This is a genomic window from Limnohabitans sp. 2KL-3, from assembly GCF_001269405.1.
Classification (GTDB): Bacteria; Pseudomonadota; Gammaproteobacteria; order Burkholderiales; family Burkholderiaceae_C; genus Limnohabitans_A.
Window position 1 is genome coordinate 43,967 of sequence record NZ_CXON01000013.1, and the last position, 16,767, is coordinate 60,733.

A 16,767-nucleotide genomic window follows, 5' to 3' on the forward strand; every position below is an offset into this window, starting at 1 on the left:
GATGCGTGAGACTGCATCGAGCAAGACATCGCCACCCAGCGTGACGGTCTTGTCTTTGGTCAGTTCGATGAATTCGGACTCCACACGCAGTCCACCGCTCATGCTGAATGAGTCCAGCAGCACCTTGTCCACACCCGCACCACCCCGAATGGCCAGCAGGTTCAAGGGTTTGGCAAACACCAAATCGTAGAGACCATCACCAGAGACCTTGATTCGACCCTGCTGATCCTGAGAAATGGTGACGGTGTCATCATTCGCGCCCAAATCCAGCACCAGACTGCCCAAGTCCTGGTTGAGCTTCATCAGGTCACCCTGCACTTCCCAAGACAGCAAGCTGCTGTTCTGGTCCACCCCTTTGCTCAGGTCAATGACTTGGGCGTTTTGCAAGTTGACCTCGAACATCGGATCCTGCTGGTTGTTGACCGCATCACCAACCCGTGTCGTCAGCAGAACATTGTCCACAGCCAAAGAGCTGCCCTGTGCAGGTTTGCTGATTTGCAACAGGGGCTCTGCCGACAGGAGCAGGCGCTCTTCAAGCTTCTCCAGCTGCACACGGCTCTTTTTAAGCGCAAATGGGGGGGTGCGAAAGGTTCTGTTCTTGATGTTACGCATAAGCTACTCCTGATACTTCGAGCAGAGACTGGACGTCTTGAGGTCCAGCTTCACAATAAATGGTCATGAATGGCAGGCCAGCACCATCGGTTCCGGCGGCCAACCAGCCCAGGGCTCTGGGGCCCAGGGCTTGCAAGGTTTTTTCACACACGAGCGCACACGACGGCCAAAGGGTCGTCAGTCGCTTCAAGGCGTGGGCCACATCGGCCACACACAATCCTGTTTCGTACAAGCGCAAGCAGACCGAGCCACGCGCGGTGGCGGCTTCAGTCACTGCCCACAATTCGATGTGGTCCACGCCCTGGTCACGAACCCAGGCGGTTTGCAGGACCTGCATCAAGACACCCCAAACCGCTTCGGCTTGGATGGGCAAGCCCGATGACAAGGCGCCTTGTTGCAACAATTGCTGAGCGGACACCGGCACACGCCAGTAATCGCTCACCCGTTCGCGGCCCTTGCACCACTTGTAACCGCGCATGACCAGACCTGGCATGAGCGGATGTTCTTCGGTCCCAAAACCGAGATAGGCACGGCGCTCCACCCCGTCATGAGAGGCCTGAGCGGCCATCAAAAACTGCTTTGCATACCGCGCGTCCTGCTGCCAGGAGTGCTTCAGGCCATCGGGCATGTCCCAGTCAGACAACAGTTGTGCGCCTTTTTCGGTGCGCATTGGGGCTTGATCAAGCGCCAGCAACAGACGGTCTGGCCATGCGCCATCGGGCCCAAAACGGCACGAAAACTCATACCCTGTAGCAGGTATCTGACCTCTGTGACGAAGCCAAGGCCCAAGCCAGTCCGACAAAGCTTCGCTGCGCTCACCTGCTGTCCAGGGCCAGGTTGAAACACGCGTCATGACCGGTTTCTCCGCTGACGCCCTTCAAATGGCAGGGCTGCCCTCATCCAATCATCTGAACGCAAGACCGACCAACGCCGCTGGAAAGCCACCGCCTCAGCACGGTGCTGGGCGCGTGCAAAAGCCCACCCCGCGATGCGTGACGACCGACCAGCTGAAGTGCGCAGGGCCATCGAAACCAACTGACGCCAGGGCGCAGGCATCATGCGTTGGGCCAGGTCATCGTCCAGGCACAAATAGGTGGAGACGCTGCCCAAGTCACCCTGGCGCCCACATCGGCCAGCCAACTGCCGATCGATTCGCCCTGATTCATTGACTTCGGCCACGATCACATGCAGCCCGCCCAACTCGGGGACCCCTTCTCCCAAACGAATGTCGGTGCCGCGGCCCGCCATGTTGGTGGCAATGGTGACCACGCCACGCTGACCCGCCCCCGAAACGATGGGCGCTTCTTCCGCGTGAGCCAAGGCATTGAGCACCCGGGGCTCGATGCCTTGAGCCCGCAACACACGGGCCAGCGCTTCACTGGCGGTCACGCTGCGCACGCCCACCAACACAGGACGACCTCGCGCGATCTGTCTGCACACCTCTTGGGCAATCGTGTCCCATTTGTGCACGGCGTCTCTGACCAATATCGGCGGGTCGTAAACCGTCAAGCGAGGCCGGTGAGTAGGTACCCGAACCACTTGCAATCCATAGACACGCCAGACCTCAGAACTAGCCTCCCAGATGGTGCCGCTGCAACCGGACAGTTTTCGAAAGCGCCGAAAGAAGGTTTGAAAACTCATCTGCGTGAGGGACTGATTGGGGTCGGTGATCGTGACCCCCTCACTGGCTTCAATGGCCTGGTGCAGGCCCGCGGTCAGGCTTCGGCCGGGTGTCATGCGGCCAGTGAACTCGTCGAGCAGCACCACTTCGTCGTCTTGAACCACAAAGTGTTGGCCTGGGTGAAAAAAGTGGCGAACCACCAGCGCTTGCCGAAGCAACTCTTCGCGCCGGGGTGCAGGCCGCCACAGAGGGGGCAACTGACTGGACAAATCGGTCAATTGCGCCAGTGCAGGAGGGTTCAGCGTGACCGACTGACCCTTGGCGTTGGCCTGGTAGTCGGGGCCTTCAAACAAGGTATTGGCCAGATCGGAAATCAGCCGCACGGCCTCGTGCAAGCCGCGACTTTCACGGGGGGCTGCCAAGATCAGAGGCGTGACAGCTTCGTCGATCAGGATGCTGTCGGCCTCGTCAACGATGGCGGTGTGAAGGCCACGCACCAACAAGGCGCTGGCTCCTTGGGGTGCTTCACCTCGTAACCACTGCTCAAAACACAGCTGCTCATCACTGGCGGGCGAAGCCTCACCCATCTGGTCACGCAGATAGTCCGCCAACAATTCCTTGGCCGTCAGATAAACCACATCAGCGTCATAACGCAGGGATCGTTCGGGTGGCTCCAGCTCCCCGGCCATCGAGGTCACCCGCAAACCACAAGCCAAGAAAAGTTGGCTCATTTCTTCGGCATCACGGTGGGCCAGGTAATCGTTGGCGGTGATCACATGACAGGCTCGGCCAGACAGTCCAGCCAGCACTGCAGCCAATCCTACGGTGAGCGTTTTGCCCTCACCCGTCGCCATCTCAGCCAAAAGCCCTTTGTGCAGTGCCAAGGCCCCCATGAATTGCACCGCGTAAGGTTTGAGTCCCAAATGCCGCCAAGCCATTTGGCCCACCACAGCCAAAACTTCCTCAAGATGACCATCTGCCCGTTTGGGATCCAGTCGCATCCAGGAACGTGCCTGTTTCAAACGTGCCTGAATCTCCTCCTGCGTCAACCCCATCAAGGCATCAAAGGCCACCAAAGTGCGCTTGGCCTGGGCCAGCAACTGCGATCGCGGGCTGCGCAAGCGCATCCAGTACCCTTGCAAGGACTGGTAGGCTGCGTCCAGCCCCTGAGGCAGCGGTGTCAGCGGTGTCAGTGTGCGGGCATGACCGATGAGTCCCGCTGCAGGGGTAGACACCCCCTTCAACCATGACGTGGTGTTGGCCATGGTGTTCATACCCTGAACCTCCGCTGCAAGAATTGCCTCAATCGCCGCTCCCACTGCACCAGCAAAGGTCGACTGCTCAAGGTCAGGCGCATGACGCCAATTCGGCCATGGACCAACATCGGAGCTTGCTCGGCATCGGGCATCAATGGCGATTCAATTCGAAAAAAAGGCTCAGCAGCAACCACCCCATTGGGATCAGATGGTGAAACGGCCAAGTCGCCCCCCCCTGACATTCCCAAGGCCCGTGACGGCAGGAGGCCTTGCTCAAAGGGCATCACCGACGTGGCAGCCACGGTGATGTTGATGCCTTCTTGACCCCTCAAACGCACTTCGCTGCCTTCGATCGATTCGCCCAGAACATGACTGCCAACCTGGGGCAAGACGGCAACAAAACGCCACTGATCGGGGTTCACGATGGTGCCCACCGATGCACCGCGGGCCAGCCACTGACCACGTATGCCATCCAGATCACTGGCGCTCCACTCGCCCGCAATCGGGGCCACGATCAGCTGCGCTTCACGACGGCGATGCAGCTCGGTCAGGTTTTGCAACACCGATTCGAGCTGACGCTCAATGGTCGCCAGATCGGTTGACGATTTGGAGACCGACTGAATGCGCTGGGCCTCGAGTTGTTCACGCTGCATTTGTGCAGCACGAATGTCAAATTCAAGCTCGGGGTGGCGCAAGCGCAGCAAGGGCTGCCCAGCACTGACTTGGCTACCAGGGCGAGTGAGCAGTTCATCAATAAAACCATCGGTGTCGGTGTGCAGTTGACGAGACTGCACCGCTTCCACCACGCCGGTCACGCGAATGCGGTCAGGCACAGGGATCAAGGTCAACAGGCCCACGGCCAACAAGGCCAATGCAGCGGAAATCGCTACTGTTTGCCCACGCCGATAACCGAGCCGTGGCTCGCTGTACAAATATTTGACATATTTGTACAAGGGCATGACCGCCGACGTGAAGGTCAGCAAGATCGCCAAGGCCACCCCCAGATCCAGGTACTCACCCGCAATGAAGATCACAATGGTCACCATCAGCATGACCCAATACAGCAAGCTGATCACACCGTAAAGCGGCAGCATGAACACCTCGGTGGGGGTGCGTGCAGCCGGTTGTGCGTCATGCAGTCGCAGCACATGCCGCTCGGCCAGATAGCGCAATTGGTCACGCGAGCGCTGAAACAAATTGGGCACATCCAGCACATCCACCAAAATGTGATAACCGTCAAAGCGCAACAAGGGATTGAGGTTAAAAACCGCGGTTGAAATGCTGGCCACAAACATGATGTCGTAAGCCAAAGAGTTGAGGGTGCCTGGCGCTGTAGATGCCCAGACGAGCGCAGCACAGGCGGCCATCGCCAGTTCTGCCGCAACACCAGAGGCCCCCACCATCACCCTTTCGAATCGGCTGCGAAAGCCCCAAGCCGAAGTGGCATCCATGTAAGGCACCGGTGCAAAAAACAGCAACATCACACCCAGTTTGTGCACCTCGCCGCCAAAAAGCTTGCAAACCGCCGAGTGGCTGAACTCATGCAGTGTCTTGGAGAGCAAGAAGCCCACATACAACAAAGGCAGATTGCCTGGCACCAAAAGATGCGATGACTGGTCAAACAAGCGGTCAGACTCATCGACCACAGCCTTCAGGCCCATGAAGAGCAACAGCAGATACAGCGCCAGACCCCAGCGGCTGCAAATGGCGCGGATCAAGGGCAAAGCCTTGTCCAGTAAGCGGTCTGGGTCGAAAAGAGGGATCTTCACCGACAAAAAGCCCATCAACAGGGCTTTGAGTTCGCGTGATTTTCGTTTTTGATGACGTTCAAATTGGCTGGCTTGCGAATCAGCACGGTCAAAGTGCAACAGATTCGAAAGGTTAAGTTGACCGATCAGTTGCACCACCTCTTCCTGTGTCAGAGCCCGGCCTGCATCAAACTCCAACGATCGGTTCCAAGCCTCGTCCACCGTCGTGCCTTCGCCCAAGCGGCACAAAAATGTCCAGGCATCAGGGGTGACACGAAACCATTCGTGGCTGAACTTGTCGCGCAAGACCATCCAAGGTTGGCCACGAAAAATTTGGCGATGCGCCGTCACGCTGGTGCGCAAATGGGCACGCACGCCCGCGACACGGTGCCACGTATCACTGAAGGTCCGGCCGCTGGCTTCTTCGAGACTCATAACCAGAAAAACTCACGCATGAAACGCACCGTGCGTTGCGTCATGATCCAAAGAGGGCTTCGCAGGCCCACATCAATCTTGGCATTGCCCCCCATGCCTGGCCGCCAATGGGGTTCAAAATTGCCGTCCACATCAGCACGCGCCACATAAAAGGTGCGACCATCCCGGTTGACTGCCGCAGGGTCAATGCGGCTGATCGTGATGTCATAACGGTCTTGGGGCCGACCGACCAAGGCAAATTCAGCCCGGCTGCCCACTTTCACTTCGTGGATGTACGCTTGGTCGATCTCCAACTCAATGTAGGCTTGGCTGGTTTGGGCCAGCTTGAGCAGCAGATCACCCTTGCGCACGGGAGCACCCAGGTTTTTTTTCAAATCACCCTCGATCACCACGCCGGCATAAGGTGCACGTACCTGCGCATGCTCCAGTTGATAACGAATCATGTCCAGGCGCGAAGCCGATTGCTGCGCCCTGGCCGCTGCGATCTGCATCTCGGCCAGTTGATGCGCCGCCATGGCTTTTTCGGAATCACGCGAGTGGCGCAGCAAATCCGCCTCGGCCATGGACGCCTCCAAGGCCAGATCGCGGGTGTCCAACTCGACCAGCACTGCGCCCTCTGCCACCTGTTCACCCACATGCACATTGACTTTGCGCAGGTAGCCATCGAATGGCGCGGGCATGAACAGCAAATCCTGGCTGCGAATGGCCAAGGCAGCGTCCACCCGATAAGGCCAGGACAGCAAAGACAACAAAGCCAGCAGGAGGCTGACCGTCAGGGCAGTGAGTTTGAGGGCTATGTGGCTGGGCTTGAAAACTTGACTTGCCTGCCGGTTCAAGGCAGCCCACCAGCGTGCGCCAAACCAACGGTCTTGCTCATGCAGGGTGAACTGCCAGCGTGCCACGGCATCGGCAATGAGCTGAAGCTCCCACAACTGCGCCGCGGTCAGCGTGCCTGCCTGCCGCTCCAGGCACAGCACGGCCATGACCGACTCGGCATGCAACAAGGGCACGGTGGTCATGCAGGTGGCCCCCACTTTTTCACAATAAGCCTGATGCGCACGCAGCACAGGGTCGGTCCCGGGTTCGGCGGGGTATAACAGCACCGATTCCTGCGCCAACGCCTCATCCATCACAGCTTCAAGCGAGCGGGTGGCCTGTGACTTGGGGTCAAAATGCTCCACATGGCTGACCGCCGTGAGCTTCAGATCGTGTTGATCGACCCAACCCAATGAAACCCGCTCGCAGTCAAATCTCAGCGCCAATTCATTGCACATGGCCATGGCCATGGCCATGAAGCGTTTTTCTTCCTGCAGCCGAATGGCCAGTCGCATCACATCATGGAGCGTTTGTGCCCGATCTTGCGCACTTTGATCAGGCTCCTTAACCGAGGCGATTTCAGGCACGGTAGCGTCGGATGACTGGCTGGGAACAACCGACACCTCGCGCTCAGGGGGGTGCCCCGACATGGCCGTGTTCAGGGACCACTGAGATGGAATCCATTCGGCCAATGCGGCCCAAACCAACAAACGGGTCTCGTCCCAAGCGTCGGCATCGATGCCCAATGCGACCACAGCCAGCACTTGCGCCCCGGATTCGGCCGCATCCGCAGAAGGTGTCATCACCAAGGCCAGCTGATTTGCCCCGTTGCGACGCACGCGAGGCTGACCGTTGCGCACTTCACCCACCAACTCCAGCGTCCAATCAACATCGCCCGGCTGATCGCCGCCACGCACAGGCCATTGCGCACGGGCCTGCCAGGGCCGCCCAACCGACGAGGTCAACAACAACACCCGACGCGCAGACAGCGCTTGCCCTACCGCTTGCAAATAATGTGACCAGAAATGCTCCGCTGTACCGCCCAGGCGCACCAAACTGGCCAAACGAGCACTGGCGGTTTGGCTATTTTGTTCCGGTGGCGGGCTCGATGGCGCGGACATGTCGGTCGGCCTCACAACACCAAGCGGCCGGTGATCCCCGGACGAACTGCACCATCGGGGTTATCGAACTCGGCGATGACCTCGACGAGCCCACTGGCGGGATCGGCAATTGGTGAGACGAACATCACCCGTGCAGTGCGGGTGATCCCCGGGTCGACCCCGAGACGAAGCGTTACTTGAGCACCGACACGCAGCAGTGCACCCTGTGCAGCTGGGATGTTGCCCATGAAACGTACCCTGCTGGTGTCCACCACGTGCACAACAGGCTCATGAGCGCCAATGCTTTCACCGGTACGCGGAATCACCTTGGTCACGATGCCATTGATGGGCGAGCGCAAGTGACGTCGCTCGAAAGCCTCCATGGCCATTTCCAGCTCAACTTGCTCGCGTTGCTTGGCTATTTCGAGGGCCTTGCGCTCAGACACCACCGCGTTCATTGACATCTCTTCATCTTCAAGCTGTTTGCGAGAAACAGCACCCGACGTCAACAAAGAACGCAAGGAGCCGACTTGCTCGGTCAACACGATCTCCTTGTTGCGCAACTCATTCAATCGAGAGTTGTCTTGAAGCAACAAGCGCCTGCGTTGCACCTCAAGCTCTTCGGCTTGCTTGTCTTGGTACAGCAAGACTTGGCCTTGCCGAACCCGTTGCCCTTCGCGAATCAACACGCCATCGACCCGCCCGGCCACGGTCATGCCCAACTTGATGTCCTTGATGGCCTGAGTCACACCTTGGGCCAAGAAAGTGGACGCGCCCCCAGCGGGTGCTGCTCGCGCAGTCACAGCGGGTTGCGCCAAAGAAACTGTGGCCAACAAGCAGCCAGCAGCCACCTGCAGAAAAAAGCCAGGTCCAAGGACCGCTGCAAGTGGACAACATCTGCTTTGTTTTGCTCGTTTTTCTGTCAAAAATCTCTCCCTGAGTTTTGTCTGACCATCTCAGCGGAATCGATCGAGCAAAGTGCCTTGGGCAGATTGCAACATGACTTGGGCACGCGCATGCGCCAGCTGTTGCTCGCGCACGTTGAGCATCGAGTTGATCACCCGCTCTTCACGCAACAGGACTTCTCGGGTGTCACTGCGGCCACCTGAAAATTTGCGCCGCTCAGCTTCTAATTGTTTTTTCTCGCGCTCATGCACGTCTTTCCAAAGTTGCCAGTTTTCGGCAGACGACTGGAGCATAGCCAGACTGGTGTCAATGTCGTTGGTAATCTGCACCTGCAAGGCTTCAAGAGCCAGCATGGCGTCCTCGCGCCGCACCACCGCCGCTTCAACGTCTGCTTTGGCCTGACGATTGGGACCCAAGGGGAATGACAACTGAAGCCCCACGGACCAAGTCGGGTAGTCCACCGCGTTGGAGGCGGTCAACGCCTTGCGGGAGGAATACTCCAAGGCCCCTACGCCATAGCCTGTCACCAAGTCCACCCGAGGGAGCATCTGGTTTTTCGAATAGGAAACTTGCACACCCTCGCGCTCGACCTGAACCTTGCGCATCAAGAAGTCATCACGACGCTCAAGCGCCGTGCGAAGACTGTCCTCTTGTGAAATTTGCGTCAGCCCAACTTCAGGCAGAGCATCTGTTGTTCTCAGGCTTCGAGGATCATTGGCCGATACGGTCATGAGCATGGTGCGCAGCCGATTGGTTTTTTCTCGCTCTTGCTGAAGAGCTTCGCCCAATCCCGCCTGGTAACGACCGAGTGCGTTCTCAACCTCCCATACGTCGGTATCTGGCAGACGTCCACCACGCTTCATGGCCTGGGCTTCCTGAAGCAAACGTTGAGCGTTGCGAATTCGTTCTTGCGCAGCCTGCACCCGGTACTGAGCGAAGGTCAATTCGTGGTAATAAATGGTCGCTTCAGCCACAACACTGGTTTCGGTGTCACGTGCAGTGAGCTCAGCAGCAGATGCATCCAGCTTGGCCACATTCAGACGTGCACTGGTCACCTCCTTGCCCGCATCCCGGGCCAAGGGCTGTGTCAAGGTAAAGCCAAACTGGCTGCGGTTATCCAGCAAACCTGGCGGACGGGGTGTGGTTTGGTTATTGATGTTGGAAATAAATCGCGAAAGCGAAGTTTTCACCTCCAGCTTGCCACCCGAGGGCAGCAGTTGAGAGATACCCGCGCTGTAGTCGTTGGCAGTGCGTTCATAAACCCCCTGCCCCTGCCTGACCAGGTCTTCTTCGAACGTGTTTTTGGTCGAACTCATGCCACGCGTGGTGTTGATGCTGGCCGTGCGCTGAAATGCACCAGCAGCTCGCTCAACACCGGTGGCCGTGATCTTGCTTTCAGCTTGCTTGGATCGGATCGCCTTGTTGTGAACACGCACCTGGTCCACCAAGTCTTTGAGGCTCAGTGCCTGCTGCTGTGCCGCCGCAGTGGGCTCACGGCCAGCCGAGGCGACCGCTTGCGCCCAAGAATCGGCATGCAGCCCCAAACCGATCGAGAGCATCAGTGCAGTAGGGGCGATAAGACGAAAAGATTTATCAGAGTTTTTCATGCGAGTCCTGAACATCAGATTGCACACACCAGCGCCTTGTTTGGGCAAGAGTCAAAGTCCCAGTCATCAGGAGCATGGAGGTTTTGCATCGCTTCATGCCCCTGAGAATGGATCACTGAAGCTGTTCGGAAGAAGGCGCTTGCGTTGCGCTCAGGTCTTGAGATGGCACAGCGGGCTTTTTCAAAGCAGCAAGGCGTTCGATTTGTGAAAGAGAAATCAGGTGGGCATAAATCGCAGGCAAATAACCTTTCTGACGCACTTCCTGGAATTTCTGATCCGAAAAATTGTTCAAGCGCTCTTCGTTGATGACATAGCAGCCTGTGATGTTTCGGACTTGGTCCGCGGCGTTGACTCGCATGTTCAAGGGGGTCAACAGGTTGTTTTGCACCAAAAATTTGCTGAACTCGTGGGTCATTTGATCCATCTGTTGCAACTCTCCGAGATACCGCTTGACGTTCTCGATCACCTGGGTGGGGTTTCCTTGCTCATCGAACATGGGTGCGCCCTCGGTATCGCTCAGCAAGTCACTGCCTTCGTCAACACAGACGATGTAGCGGTCAGCCTCGGGCGCTTTGGTCAGCGCAAAAGGATAACGGCGGATGATGGCGGGGATGTAGGAAGCAGACCACTGGCCCTGCGCGTCAATGAACAGGTTTTCACCAGCGTCCAGGCCCATCAGGACCACTGGCCGAAATTGATCGTTGGCCTGATCTTCCAAAAACATCACCGGATAGATCGACGCAGCACGTGCGAACTCATGAAGGGTGATGTAGGCGATGTGAAATTTGGAGGCAAAACCGAAGTCATTGCTCATCCGCACTTTTTTGCCAGCGTGGCGTTCTTTATTGACGGGTACGACTTGCTCAAACATGAAGCAGATCCTTTTTGATAAAAATTGATGTTTATGAATTCGGACGGAAGTGAGCTTCGATCCGACTCCCTGGTTGCCAACCTTGCGCTCAACTACGGCTTGACCTTTCTCAATTGCCACAGACTTGCTGCAGCACAGTCTGTAAAAATCAAAAACGATAAAACCTCCTCTTTCACCACAAAGAAGAAAAGTTATCGTAATCCATGAAATTAGATTTATCGCACGCAAAAAAACGACAAAAACAGACAAAAAACGACATTATTCACAAAAAATTTTTTGATAATTCTTTAAGATTATTTTTTACTTACAAATCTGCTTATTTTTTGAATTCTTTGTCTTGGAGTTTTGCCCGTTCTTGGCTTGCCCCCACCACTGGGCACAAGCTCAGATGCTGCAGGCCCCTAAACAACTGAGAACACTTCATGCTCAGACCGCATTTATGGTCGATCCGAATGGAACTCGGTCAGCAGGAAAACCAGGGAGGTCAACAAAACAATCTGCTTCAGAGAACACCCAGGCATTCAGCCCGATCGGGTAGGCTGATCTGCTCCAAAGAAGTTTTCAGTCTTTATGAAACTGCCTTGGCCAATGCAAGTTGGCATAGGTCGTCGCTCAGGGATGACACCCTGGCATAAGCCCCTGCGGGGATAATCCCCTGCATGTCTGAAATCCTGCCACTGAATCAACCACGCTCGAAAACCGATCTTTTTGTGTCTTTCACGGTGTTGGCCCTGCAAGGCTTTGGCGGCGTGCTGGCCGTGGTGCAGCGCGAAATGGTTGAAAAAAAACGCTGGATGACGCGCGAGCAATTTGTCGAAGACTGGGCCGTCGCGCAAATCATGCCCGGCCCCAATGTGATCAACTTGGCCTTGATGATTGGCGGTCGTTATTTCGGGCTGGCCGGAGCGCTGGCAGGCGTTGCGGGCATGTTGGCCGCGCCGATGGTGGTGGTGCTCTTGCTGGCCGTGGCTTTTGGTGGCGTGTCTGACGCGGCCTGGGCCCAAGGCGCCTTGCGCGGCATGGGGGCCGTCTCTGCCGGGCTGATTGCCGCGGTGGGACTCAAACTGATGTCGGCCCTGCGCAACAACCCCATGGGCATGCCGATGTGCATTGGCTTGGCCTGTGCCAGTTTCACTGGGGTGGGTTTGCTGCGTTGGCCCTTGGCTTATGTGTTGCTGGGCACCGGTCTGGTGGCCTGCAGTTGGGCCTATTGGCAACTGGCCCAAAAAGCGGCCAATGCCGGAGGTCGACCATGAACCCGGTGCTGGAGCTGAGCACCAGTGACTGGCTCAGCCTGTTCAACCACTTTGCGTCGCTGTCCTTGCTGGCTGTCGGGGGGGCGATCACCGTGGCGCCGGACATGCACCGCTTTTTGGTGGAAGAAAAGCTTTGGCTCAGTGAATCGCAGTTCACCTCCTCCATCGCGTTGGCCCAAGCTGCACCGGGCCCCAACATCCTGTTTGTGGCTTTGATGGGCTTCAACGTGGGCATGAACGCCGGAGCCAGTCTGGGTGGCGGCTGGATGAGTGTGGGTCTGGCGAGCTTGGGACTGGTGCTCACTTTGATGGGCATCATGCTGCCCTCTTCGGTGCTGACCTACACCGCCACACGTTGGGCGCACCAACACCGAGACAAGCTGGGCATTCGCGCCTTCAAGTCGGGCATGGCACCGATTGTGATTGCCCTGCTGCTTTCAACGTCGTGGCTGCTGACGCTCGCTCACAACCAGCCCGCGCTTGACTGGCCCTTGTATGTGCTGACGGCCCTGACCGCGCTGGTGGTCTGGCGCACCCAGGTGCACATGCTCTGGCTCATTGGACTGGGTGCCCTGCTGGGCGGCTTGGGCTGGGTCTGAGGCGAATCAGCGCGGGCTCTCGAAAAACACCGTGTTCGAGTAATCGCTGACCTCAAAATAGACTTTTTTCTCGCCTGGATCGACCTCAAAATTGAAGTTCTCATCGAGCACGCCGTAACCATAGCGGTAAGCGCGTGGGGCTTTGTCATCGGTGCCCAACGCAGTGCTGACTTTGTCCACCTTGATGAAGCGGCGCACCAACTTGTCGCCGGCATACACCTCCATCACACCGTTGGTGCCGGTCCAGTTCTGGATGCTGCGGCTGATTTTGTTTTGTTGCTCTTGCGTGCAAGCGGCCAGCAGGCTGACGCCAATGACCGTGGTGATCAGGGCGGTGTGTTTGATCTTTTGCAACATGGAAAATTCCTTGTTTGAAATGGCTCTAAGGGTCATGTCGGGGCTGAAGCCGCCGACCTACGGATACGTGGCTACCGAAGGAGCTTTCAGGTCCGACATGGCTGGCTTCGGCCCTGTGTCGGGGCTGAAGCCGCCGACCTACGGATGCCGTCAACTGCGCTGGCGCAAAGCTTCATACAGACACACGCCGCTGGCCACGGACACGTTCAGGCTTTCGACCGCACCGCGCATGGGGATGCTGACCAGCTCGTCGCAGTTCTTGCGGGTTAACTGGCGCATGCCGTCGCCCTCGGCACCCAGTACCAGGGCGGTGGGCACTTTGAGGTCGGCTTGGTAGATGCTGCGTGGCGCGTCACCGCTGGTGCCAATCACCCAGATGCTGCGCTCCTTGAGCTCGCCCAAGGTCCGCGCCAGATTGGTCACCATGAAATAAGGCATGGTCTCGGCCGCGCCACTGGCCACTTTGGCCACGGTAGCGTTGATGCCGGCCGCATGGTCCTTGGGGGCGATCACCGCGTGCGCACCCGCACCATCGGCCACGCGCAGGCAAGCGCCCAGGTTGTGCGGATCGGTCACGCCGTCCAGCACCAAAAGCAAAGGCGGGCCTTGCACCGTATCAAGAAGGTCATCCAGCGAATGGTTTTGTGGCAAGGGTGCCACCACGGCCACCACGCCCTGGTGGCCGTGGCCACCGGCCAGCTTGGCCAGACGTTCGTTGTCCGACTCGATCATGCGCATGCCCGAGTCACGGGCCTTGTCGATGAACTGCCGCATGCGGGCATCGCGGCGGGTGACCTCGTAATGGATTTCAACAACGGATTGGGGGGCGATCTTGAGGCGAACGCCCACGGCATGAAAGCCGAACAGCACTTTGTGGGATGACATGCCGGGATTATCGTTGGTCACAGCCTGCAAATTGGACCCATTACCCAAACGAACCCAAGTATCAGGCCTATTGATCCGAAACACAGATGTTGGAAATGTGTGCGCGATGACATCTCGTAGGTCGGCGGCTTCAGCCCCGACATTGCTGCCTTCGGCTCAGGCTGCATGTCGGGGTTGAAGCCTCCGATCTAAGACCTCTTTGAGCATTCAAAACCTCAAAGGGCCGAATCAATAGCCCGCTGCAGTTTCTGTCAAGCGCCCGGCCTGAATCACCAGGCTGCGCTCGCACTTGGCGGCCAACTGCCGGTCGTGCGTGACCAAGACCAAGGTGGTGCCCTGCTCGCGGTTGAGCGCAAACATCAAGTCCATGATGGCCTCGCCCGTGGCGTGGTCCAGGCTGCCTGTGGGCTCGTCGGCCAAGAGCAGATCGGGTTGCACCACAAATGCGCGGGCCAGGGCCACGCGCTGCTGCTCACCACCCGACAAGACTTTGGGCAAATGTTTGAGGCGCTCGCCCAGGCCCACGCGCTGCAGCATGGCCGTGGCGGTATTGCGGGCATCCGGCCGATCGGCCAGCTCAAGAGGCAGCATCACGTTTTCAAGCGCGGTGAGGTTGGGCATGAGCTGAAAGCTCTGGAACACAAAACCCACATGCTGGGCCCGCACGGCGGCGCGTTGGTCTTCGGACAAATCGAACAGCGACTGCCCCGCCAGCACCACCTGCCCGGTGCTGGGTGTGTCCAGGCCTGCAAGAATGGCCAGCAAGGTGCTTTTGCCCGAGCCAGAAGCACCGACAATGGCGGCTGTTTCCCCTGCGTTCAATGAGAAATCGATATCGCGCAAAATGTCCAGCTGCCCACTGGCATCTTGCACACTTTTGGAAACGCCACGCACGGCAATGATGGATTCAGGCATGCACAAACCTTTGTTGAGACGACGTCACTTTAACTGGACCCTGCTGGCCCTTGTCGGCTGGGGCTTTGCCGCGTCGGTCCACGCCACTTCAGCCCAGCGCATTTTGGTGCTGGGCGACTCACTGAGCGCCGAATACGGCCTGGCCCGGGGCACGGGCTGGGTGGCCTTGTTGCAAAAACAATTGGCGCAAGAAAAGCCTGGCGTGGAAGTCATCAACGCCAGCATCAGCGGCGACACCACCTCGGGCGGGCGCTCGCGGCTGCCCGCCTTGATCAAACGCCACCAGCCCAGCCATGTGGTCATCGAGCTGGGCGGCAACGACGCGCTGCGCGGCCTGCCCATGGCCATGACACAAGGCAATTTGCTGGCCATGACGCAACAAGCCCAAGCGGCCGGATCCAAGGTGCTGCTGCTGGGCATGCAAATGCCGCCCAACTACGGCCCCGACATGGCCCGCCAGTTTGAAGCGGCTTATGCCCAAGTGGCCAAAAGCCAAAAGGCGGCGCTGGTGCCCTTCTTTTTGAAAGGCGTGGGCGACGACCCCGAGCCGCTCAAATGGTTCCAGGCCGACCGCATCCACCCCAATGAAGCCGCGCAGCCGCGCCTACTGGCCAACGTCTGGCCCACTTTGAAGAAACAACTGAAATGAGTGTTCACCTGATCTCGGCCGAACAAGCCATGGCCCAACTGAACCAGTTTGATGCCATCCTCGACGCCCGCTCGGAAGGCGAACACGCCGAAGACCATTTGCCCGGTGCCCTGAGCTGGCCGTCTCTCAACAACGAAGAGCGAATCCGGGTCGGCACGCTGTACAAACAGGTCAACCCCTTCGAGGCGCAAAAAGTCGGCGCTGCGCTTGTCGCTAAAAACATCGCCAGCCACATCGAAACCCATGTGATGGACAAGCCCAAGAACTGGCAGCCGCTGGTGTATTGCTGGCGCGGGGGCAAGCGCAGCAACTCGCTGGCGCTGATTCTGGGGCAAATTGGTTTCAAGGTGCACCTGATCGAGGGTGGCTACAAGGCTTTTCGCAAAGCGGTGATGGAAGACACACCCAGACAGGCGCAACGCCTACAGTTCAAAGTGCTGTGCGGGCCCACAGGTTCGGGCAAAACGCGTTTGCTGCAAGCCTTGGCGCAAGAAGGCGCGCAGGTGCTGGACCTGGAGGCCATTGCCTGCCACCGCAGCTCGGTGTTGGGTTTGATTCCCGGCACGCCGCAGCCCACACAAAAGGCGTTTGACACTCAGGTCTGGGACGCATTGCGCGGTTTCAGCGCCGATCGCCCGGTGTTTGTGGAAGCCGAAAGCAAGAAGGTGGGCAACTTGGCAGTGCCTGCCGAGTTGATGGTGGCCATGCGGGCCAGCCCATGCCTGCGGGTGGACCTGTCGCTGGAAAACCGGGTGAATTTGCTGTTGGAAGACTATGCGTTTTTCACACAAGACCGCGCCCTGTTTGCCGACCGTCTGGAGCGCTTGACGGCCCTGCGCGGCAAGGCCGTGGTGCAAGGCTGGCAAGAACGCATCGAGCGGGGCGAAATGCGCGAGGTGGTGACCGAGTTGCTTTCAGGCCATTACGACCCGGGCTACGAGACCTCCACGGGCCACAACTTTGGGCATTACGCCCAAGCACCCCTGATCACCCCAGCGAGCCACAGCATGGCGGACATGCTGGTATTGGCGAAAGAGTTGGTGCAAACCTCATCAGGGCAGGACTTTTTGTAGGAGCCCCGCCCTCGGGGCGATAGATTTGTAGGTACCCGCCCTAAGGGGAATAGATTTGTAG

Annotated in this window: 15 protein-coding genes (1 of these 15 running past the window's edge); 4 read left to right on the top strand and 11 right to left on the bottom strand. The window is 58.2% G+C overall.

Annotation, left to right across the window (positions count from 1 at the left end; genetic code table 11):
• The 8 genes from AMM41_RS14970 to AMM41_RS15005 all read right to left on the bottom strand — a co-directional run.
• A protein-coding gene (locus AMM41_RS14970; RefSeq protein WP_089960568.1) for a hypothetical protein crosses the window boundary here: on the bottom strand, positions 1-612 show its 5' portion. Its footprint begins 43,464 nt before the window's first position; 612 of the gene's 44,076 nt are visible here — the first part of the coding sequence; the start codon lies at positions 610-612; its stop codon lies off the left edge, out of view.
• Positions 605-1,465, bottom strand: a complete 861-nt coding sequence (locus tag AMM41_RS14975; RefSeq protein ID WP_194944814.1) for a hypothetical protein — start codon at positions 1,463-1,465, stop codon at positions 605-607. The genes AMM41_RS14970 and AMM41_RS14975 overlap by 8 nt, the downstream gene beginning before the upstream one ends.
• Positions 1,462-3,507 (bottom strand): preprotein translocase subunit SecA, encoded by a 2,046-nt coding sequence (locus tag AMM41_RS14980; RefSeq protein ID WP_089960574.1) that lies wholly within the window; start codon positions 3,505-3,507, stop codon positions 1,462-1,464. The genes AMM41_RS14975 and AMM41_RS14980 overlap by 4 nt, the downstream gene beginning before the upstream one ends.
• The gene (locus AMM41_RS14985) at positions 3,504-5,672 is read right to left on the bottom strand and encodes a hypothetical protein (RefSeq protein ID WP_089960577.1); all 2,169 of its coding nucleotides are present in this window, start codon (positions 5,670-5,672) and stop codon (positions 3,504-3,506) included. Before AMM41_RS14985 ends, AMM41_RS14980 begins: the two co-directional genes overlap by 4 nt.
• Positions 5,669-7,609, bottom strand: coding sequence for an RND family efflux transporter (locus AMM41_RS14990; protein ID WP_089960581.1), 1,941 nt, complete (start codon positions 7,607-7,609; stop codon positions 5,669-5,671). The genes AMM41_RS14985 and AMM41_RS14990 overlap by 4 nt, the downstream gene beginning before the upstream one ends.
• Before the next feature lie 11 nt (positions 7,610-7,620).
• Positions 7,621-8,421: an efflux RND transporter periplasmic adaptor subunit gene (locus tag AMM41_RS14995; protein WP_158273230.1), complete on the bottom strand. Its 801-nt coding sequence runs from the start codon at positions 8,419-8,421 to the stop codon at positions 7,621-7,623.
• A gap of 123 nt (positions 8,422-8,544) precedes the next feature.
• Positions 8,545-10,101 carry a TolC family protein gene (locus tag AMM41_RS15000; RefSeq protein ID WP_194944815.1) on the bottom strand — a complete coding sequence of 519 codons (1,557 nt, stop codon included), beginning with the start codon at positions 10,099-10,101 and terminating at the stop codon, positions 8,545-8,547.
• Positions 10,102-10,213: 112 nt separating this feature from the next.
• Positions 10,214-11,092, bottom strand: a complete 879-nt coding sequence (locus tag AMM41_RS15005) for a SapC family protein (RefSeq protein ID WP_228769300.1) — start codon at positions 11,090-11,092, stop codon at positions 10,214-10,216.
• 539 nt (positions 11,093-11,631) lie between these two features.
• Between AMM41_RS15005 and AMM41_RS15010 the strand changes: the two genes are divergently transcribed.
• Both AMM41_RS15010 and AMM41_RS15015 read left to right on the top strand, forming a co-directional pair.
• Positions 11,632-12,228 carry a chromate transporter gene (locus tag AMM41_RS15010; protein ID WP_089960595.1) on the top strand — a complete coding sequence of 199 codons (597 nt, stop codon included), beginning with the start codon at positions 11,632-11,634 and terminating at the stop codon, positions 12,226-12,228.
• A complete protein-coding gene (locus AMM41_RS15015) occupies positions 12,225-12,827 on the top strand; it encodes a chromate transporter (protein WP_089960598.1) in 603 nt (200 codons plus the stop codon). Before AMM41_RS15010 ends, AMM41_RS15015 begins: the two co-directional genes overlap by 4 nt.
• Positions 12,828-12,833: 6 nt before the next feature.
• Here the strand turns inward: AMM41_RS15015 and AMM41_RS15020 are convergent, their stop codons facing one another.
• The 3 genes from AMM41_RS15020 to AMM41_RS15030 form a co-directional block, all read right to left on the bottom strand.
• Positions 12,834-13,184, bottom strand: a complete 351-nt coding sequence (locus AMM41_RS15020; protein WP_089960601.1) for a hypothetical protein — start codon at positions 13,182-13,184, stop codon at positions 12,834-12,836.
• Positions 13,185-13,334: 150 nt separating this feature from the next.
• A complete protein-coding gene (gene rlmB / locus AMM41_RS15025; RefSeq protein ID WP_089960603.1) occupies positions 13,335-14,069 on the bottom strand; it encodes a 23S rRNA (guanosine(2251)-2'-O)-methyltransferase RlmB in 735 nt (244 codons plus the stop codon).
• Positions 14,070-14,297: 228 nt separating this feature from the next.
• A complete protein-coding gene (locus AMM41_RS15030) occupies positions 14,298-14,984 on the bottom strand; it encodes an ABC transporter ATP-binding protein (protein WP_089960605.1) in 687 nt (228 codons plus the stop codon).
• On the opposite strand from AMM41_RS15030, the gene AMM41_RS15035 reads away from it, so the two are divergent.
• Positions 14,983-15,633 (top strand): arylesterase, encoded by a 651-nt coding sequence (locus AMM41_RS15035; RefSeq protein ID WP_089960610.1) that lies wholly within the window; start codon positions 14,983-14,985, stop codon positions 15,631-15,633. The genes AMM41_RS15030 and AMM41_RS15035 overlap by 2 nt on opposite strands.
• A complete protein-coding gene (mnmH, locus tag AMM41_RS15040) occupies positions 15,630-16,706 on the top strand; it encodes a tRNA 2-selenouridine(34) synthase MnmH (RefSeq protein WP_089960614.1) in 1,077 nt (358 codons plus the stop codon). The genes AMM41_RS15035 and mnmH overlap by 4 nt, the downstream gene beginning before the upstream one ends.
• Positions 16,707-16,767: the final 61 nt, after the last annotated feature.

Excerpts from the sequence above, each read along its gene's own strand:
- AMM41_RS14975 (WP_194944814.1), bottom strand. The coding sequence starts at position 1,465 with ATGACGCGTGTTTCAACCTGGCCCTGGACAGCAGGTGAGCGCAGCGAA.
- AMM41_RS14980 (WP_089960574.1), bottom strand. The coding sequence starts at position 3,507 with ATGAACACCATGGCCAACACCACGTCATGGTTGAAGGGGGTGTCTACC.
- AMM41_RS14985 (WP_089960577.1), bottom strand. The coding sequence starts at position 5,672 with ATGAGTCTCGAAGAAGCCAGCGGCCGGACCTTCAGTGATACGTGGCAC.
- AMM41_RS14990 (WP_089960581.1), bottom strand. The coding sequence starts at position 7,609 with ATGTCCGCGCCATCGAGCCCGCCACCGGAACAAAATAGCCAAACCGCC.
- AMM41_RS15000 (WP_194944815.1), bottom strand. The coding sequence starts at position 10,101 with ATGAAAAACTCTGATAAATCTTTTCGTCTTATCGCCCCTACTGCACTG.
- AMM41_RS15010 (WP_089960595.1), top strand. The coding sequence starts at position 11,632 with ATGTCTGAAATCCTGCCACTGAATCAACCACGCTCGAAAACCGATCTT.
- AMM41_RS15015 (WP_089960598.1), top strand. The coding sequence starts at position 12,225 with ATGAACCCGGTGCTGGAGCTGAGCACCAGTGACTGGCTCAGCCTGTTC.
- AMM41_RS15020 (WP_089960601.1), bottom strand. The coding sequence starts at position 13,184 with ATGTTGCAAAAGATCAAACACACCGCCCTGATCACCACGGTCATTGGC.
- rlmB (WP_089960603.1), bottom strand. The coding sequence starts at position 14,069 with ATGTCATCCCACAAAGTGCTGTTCGGCTTTCATGCCGTGGGCGTTCGC.
- AMM41_RS15035 (WP_089960610.1), top strand. The coding sequence starts at position 14,983 with ATGCACAAACCTTTGTTGAGACGACGTCACTTTAACTGGACCCTGCTG.
- AMM41_RS15030 (WP_089960605.1), bottom strand. The coding sequence starts at position 14,984 with ATGCCTGAATCCATCATTGCCGTGCGTGGCGTTTCCAAAAGTGTGCAA.
- mnmH (WP_089960614.1), top strand. The coding sequence starts at position 15,630 with ATGAGTGTTCACCTGATCTCGGCCGAACAAGCCATGGCCCAACTGAAC.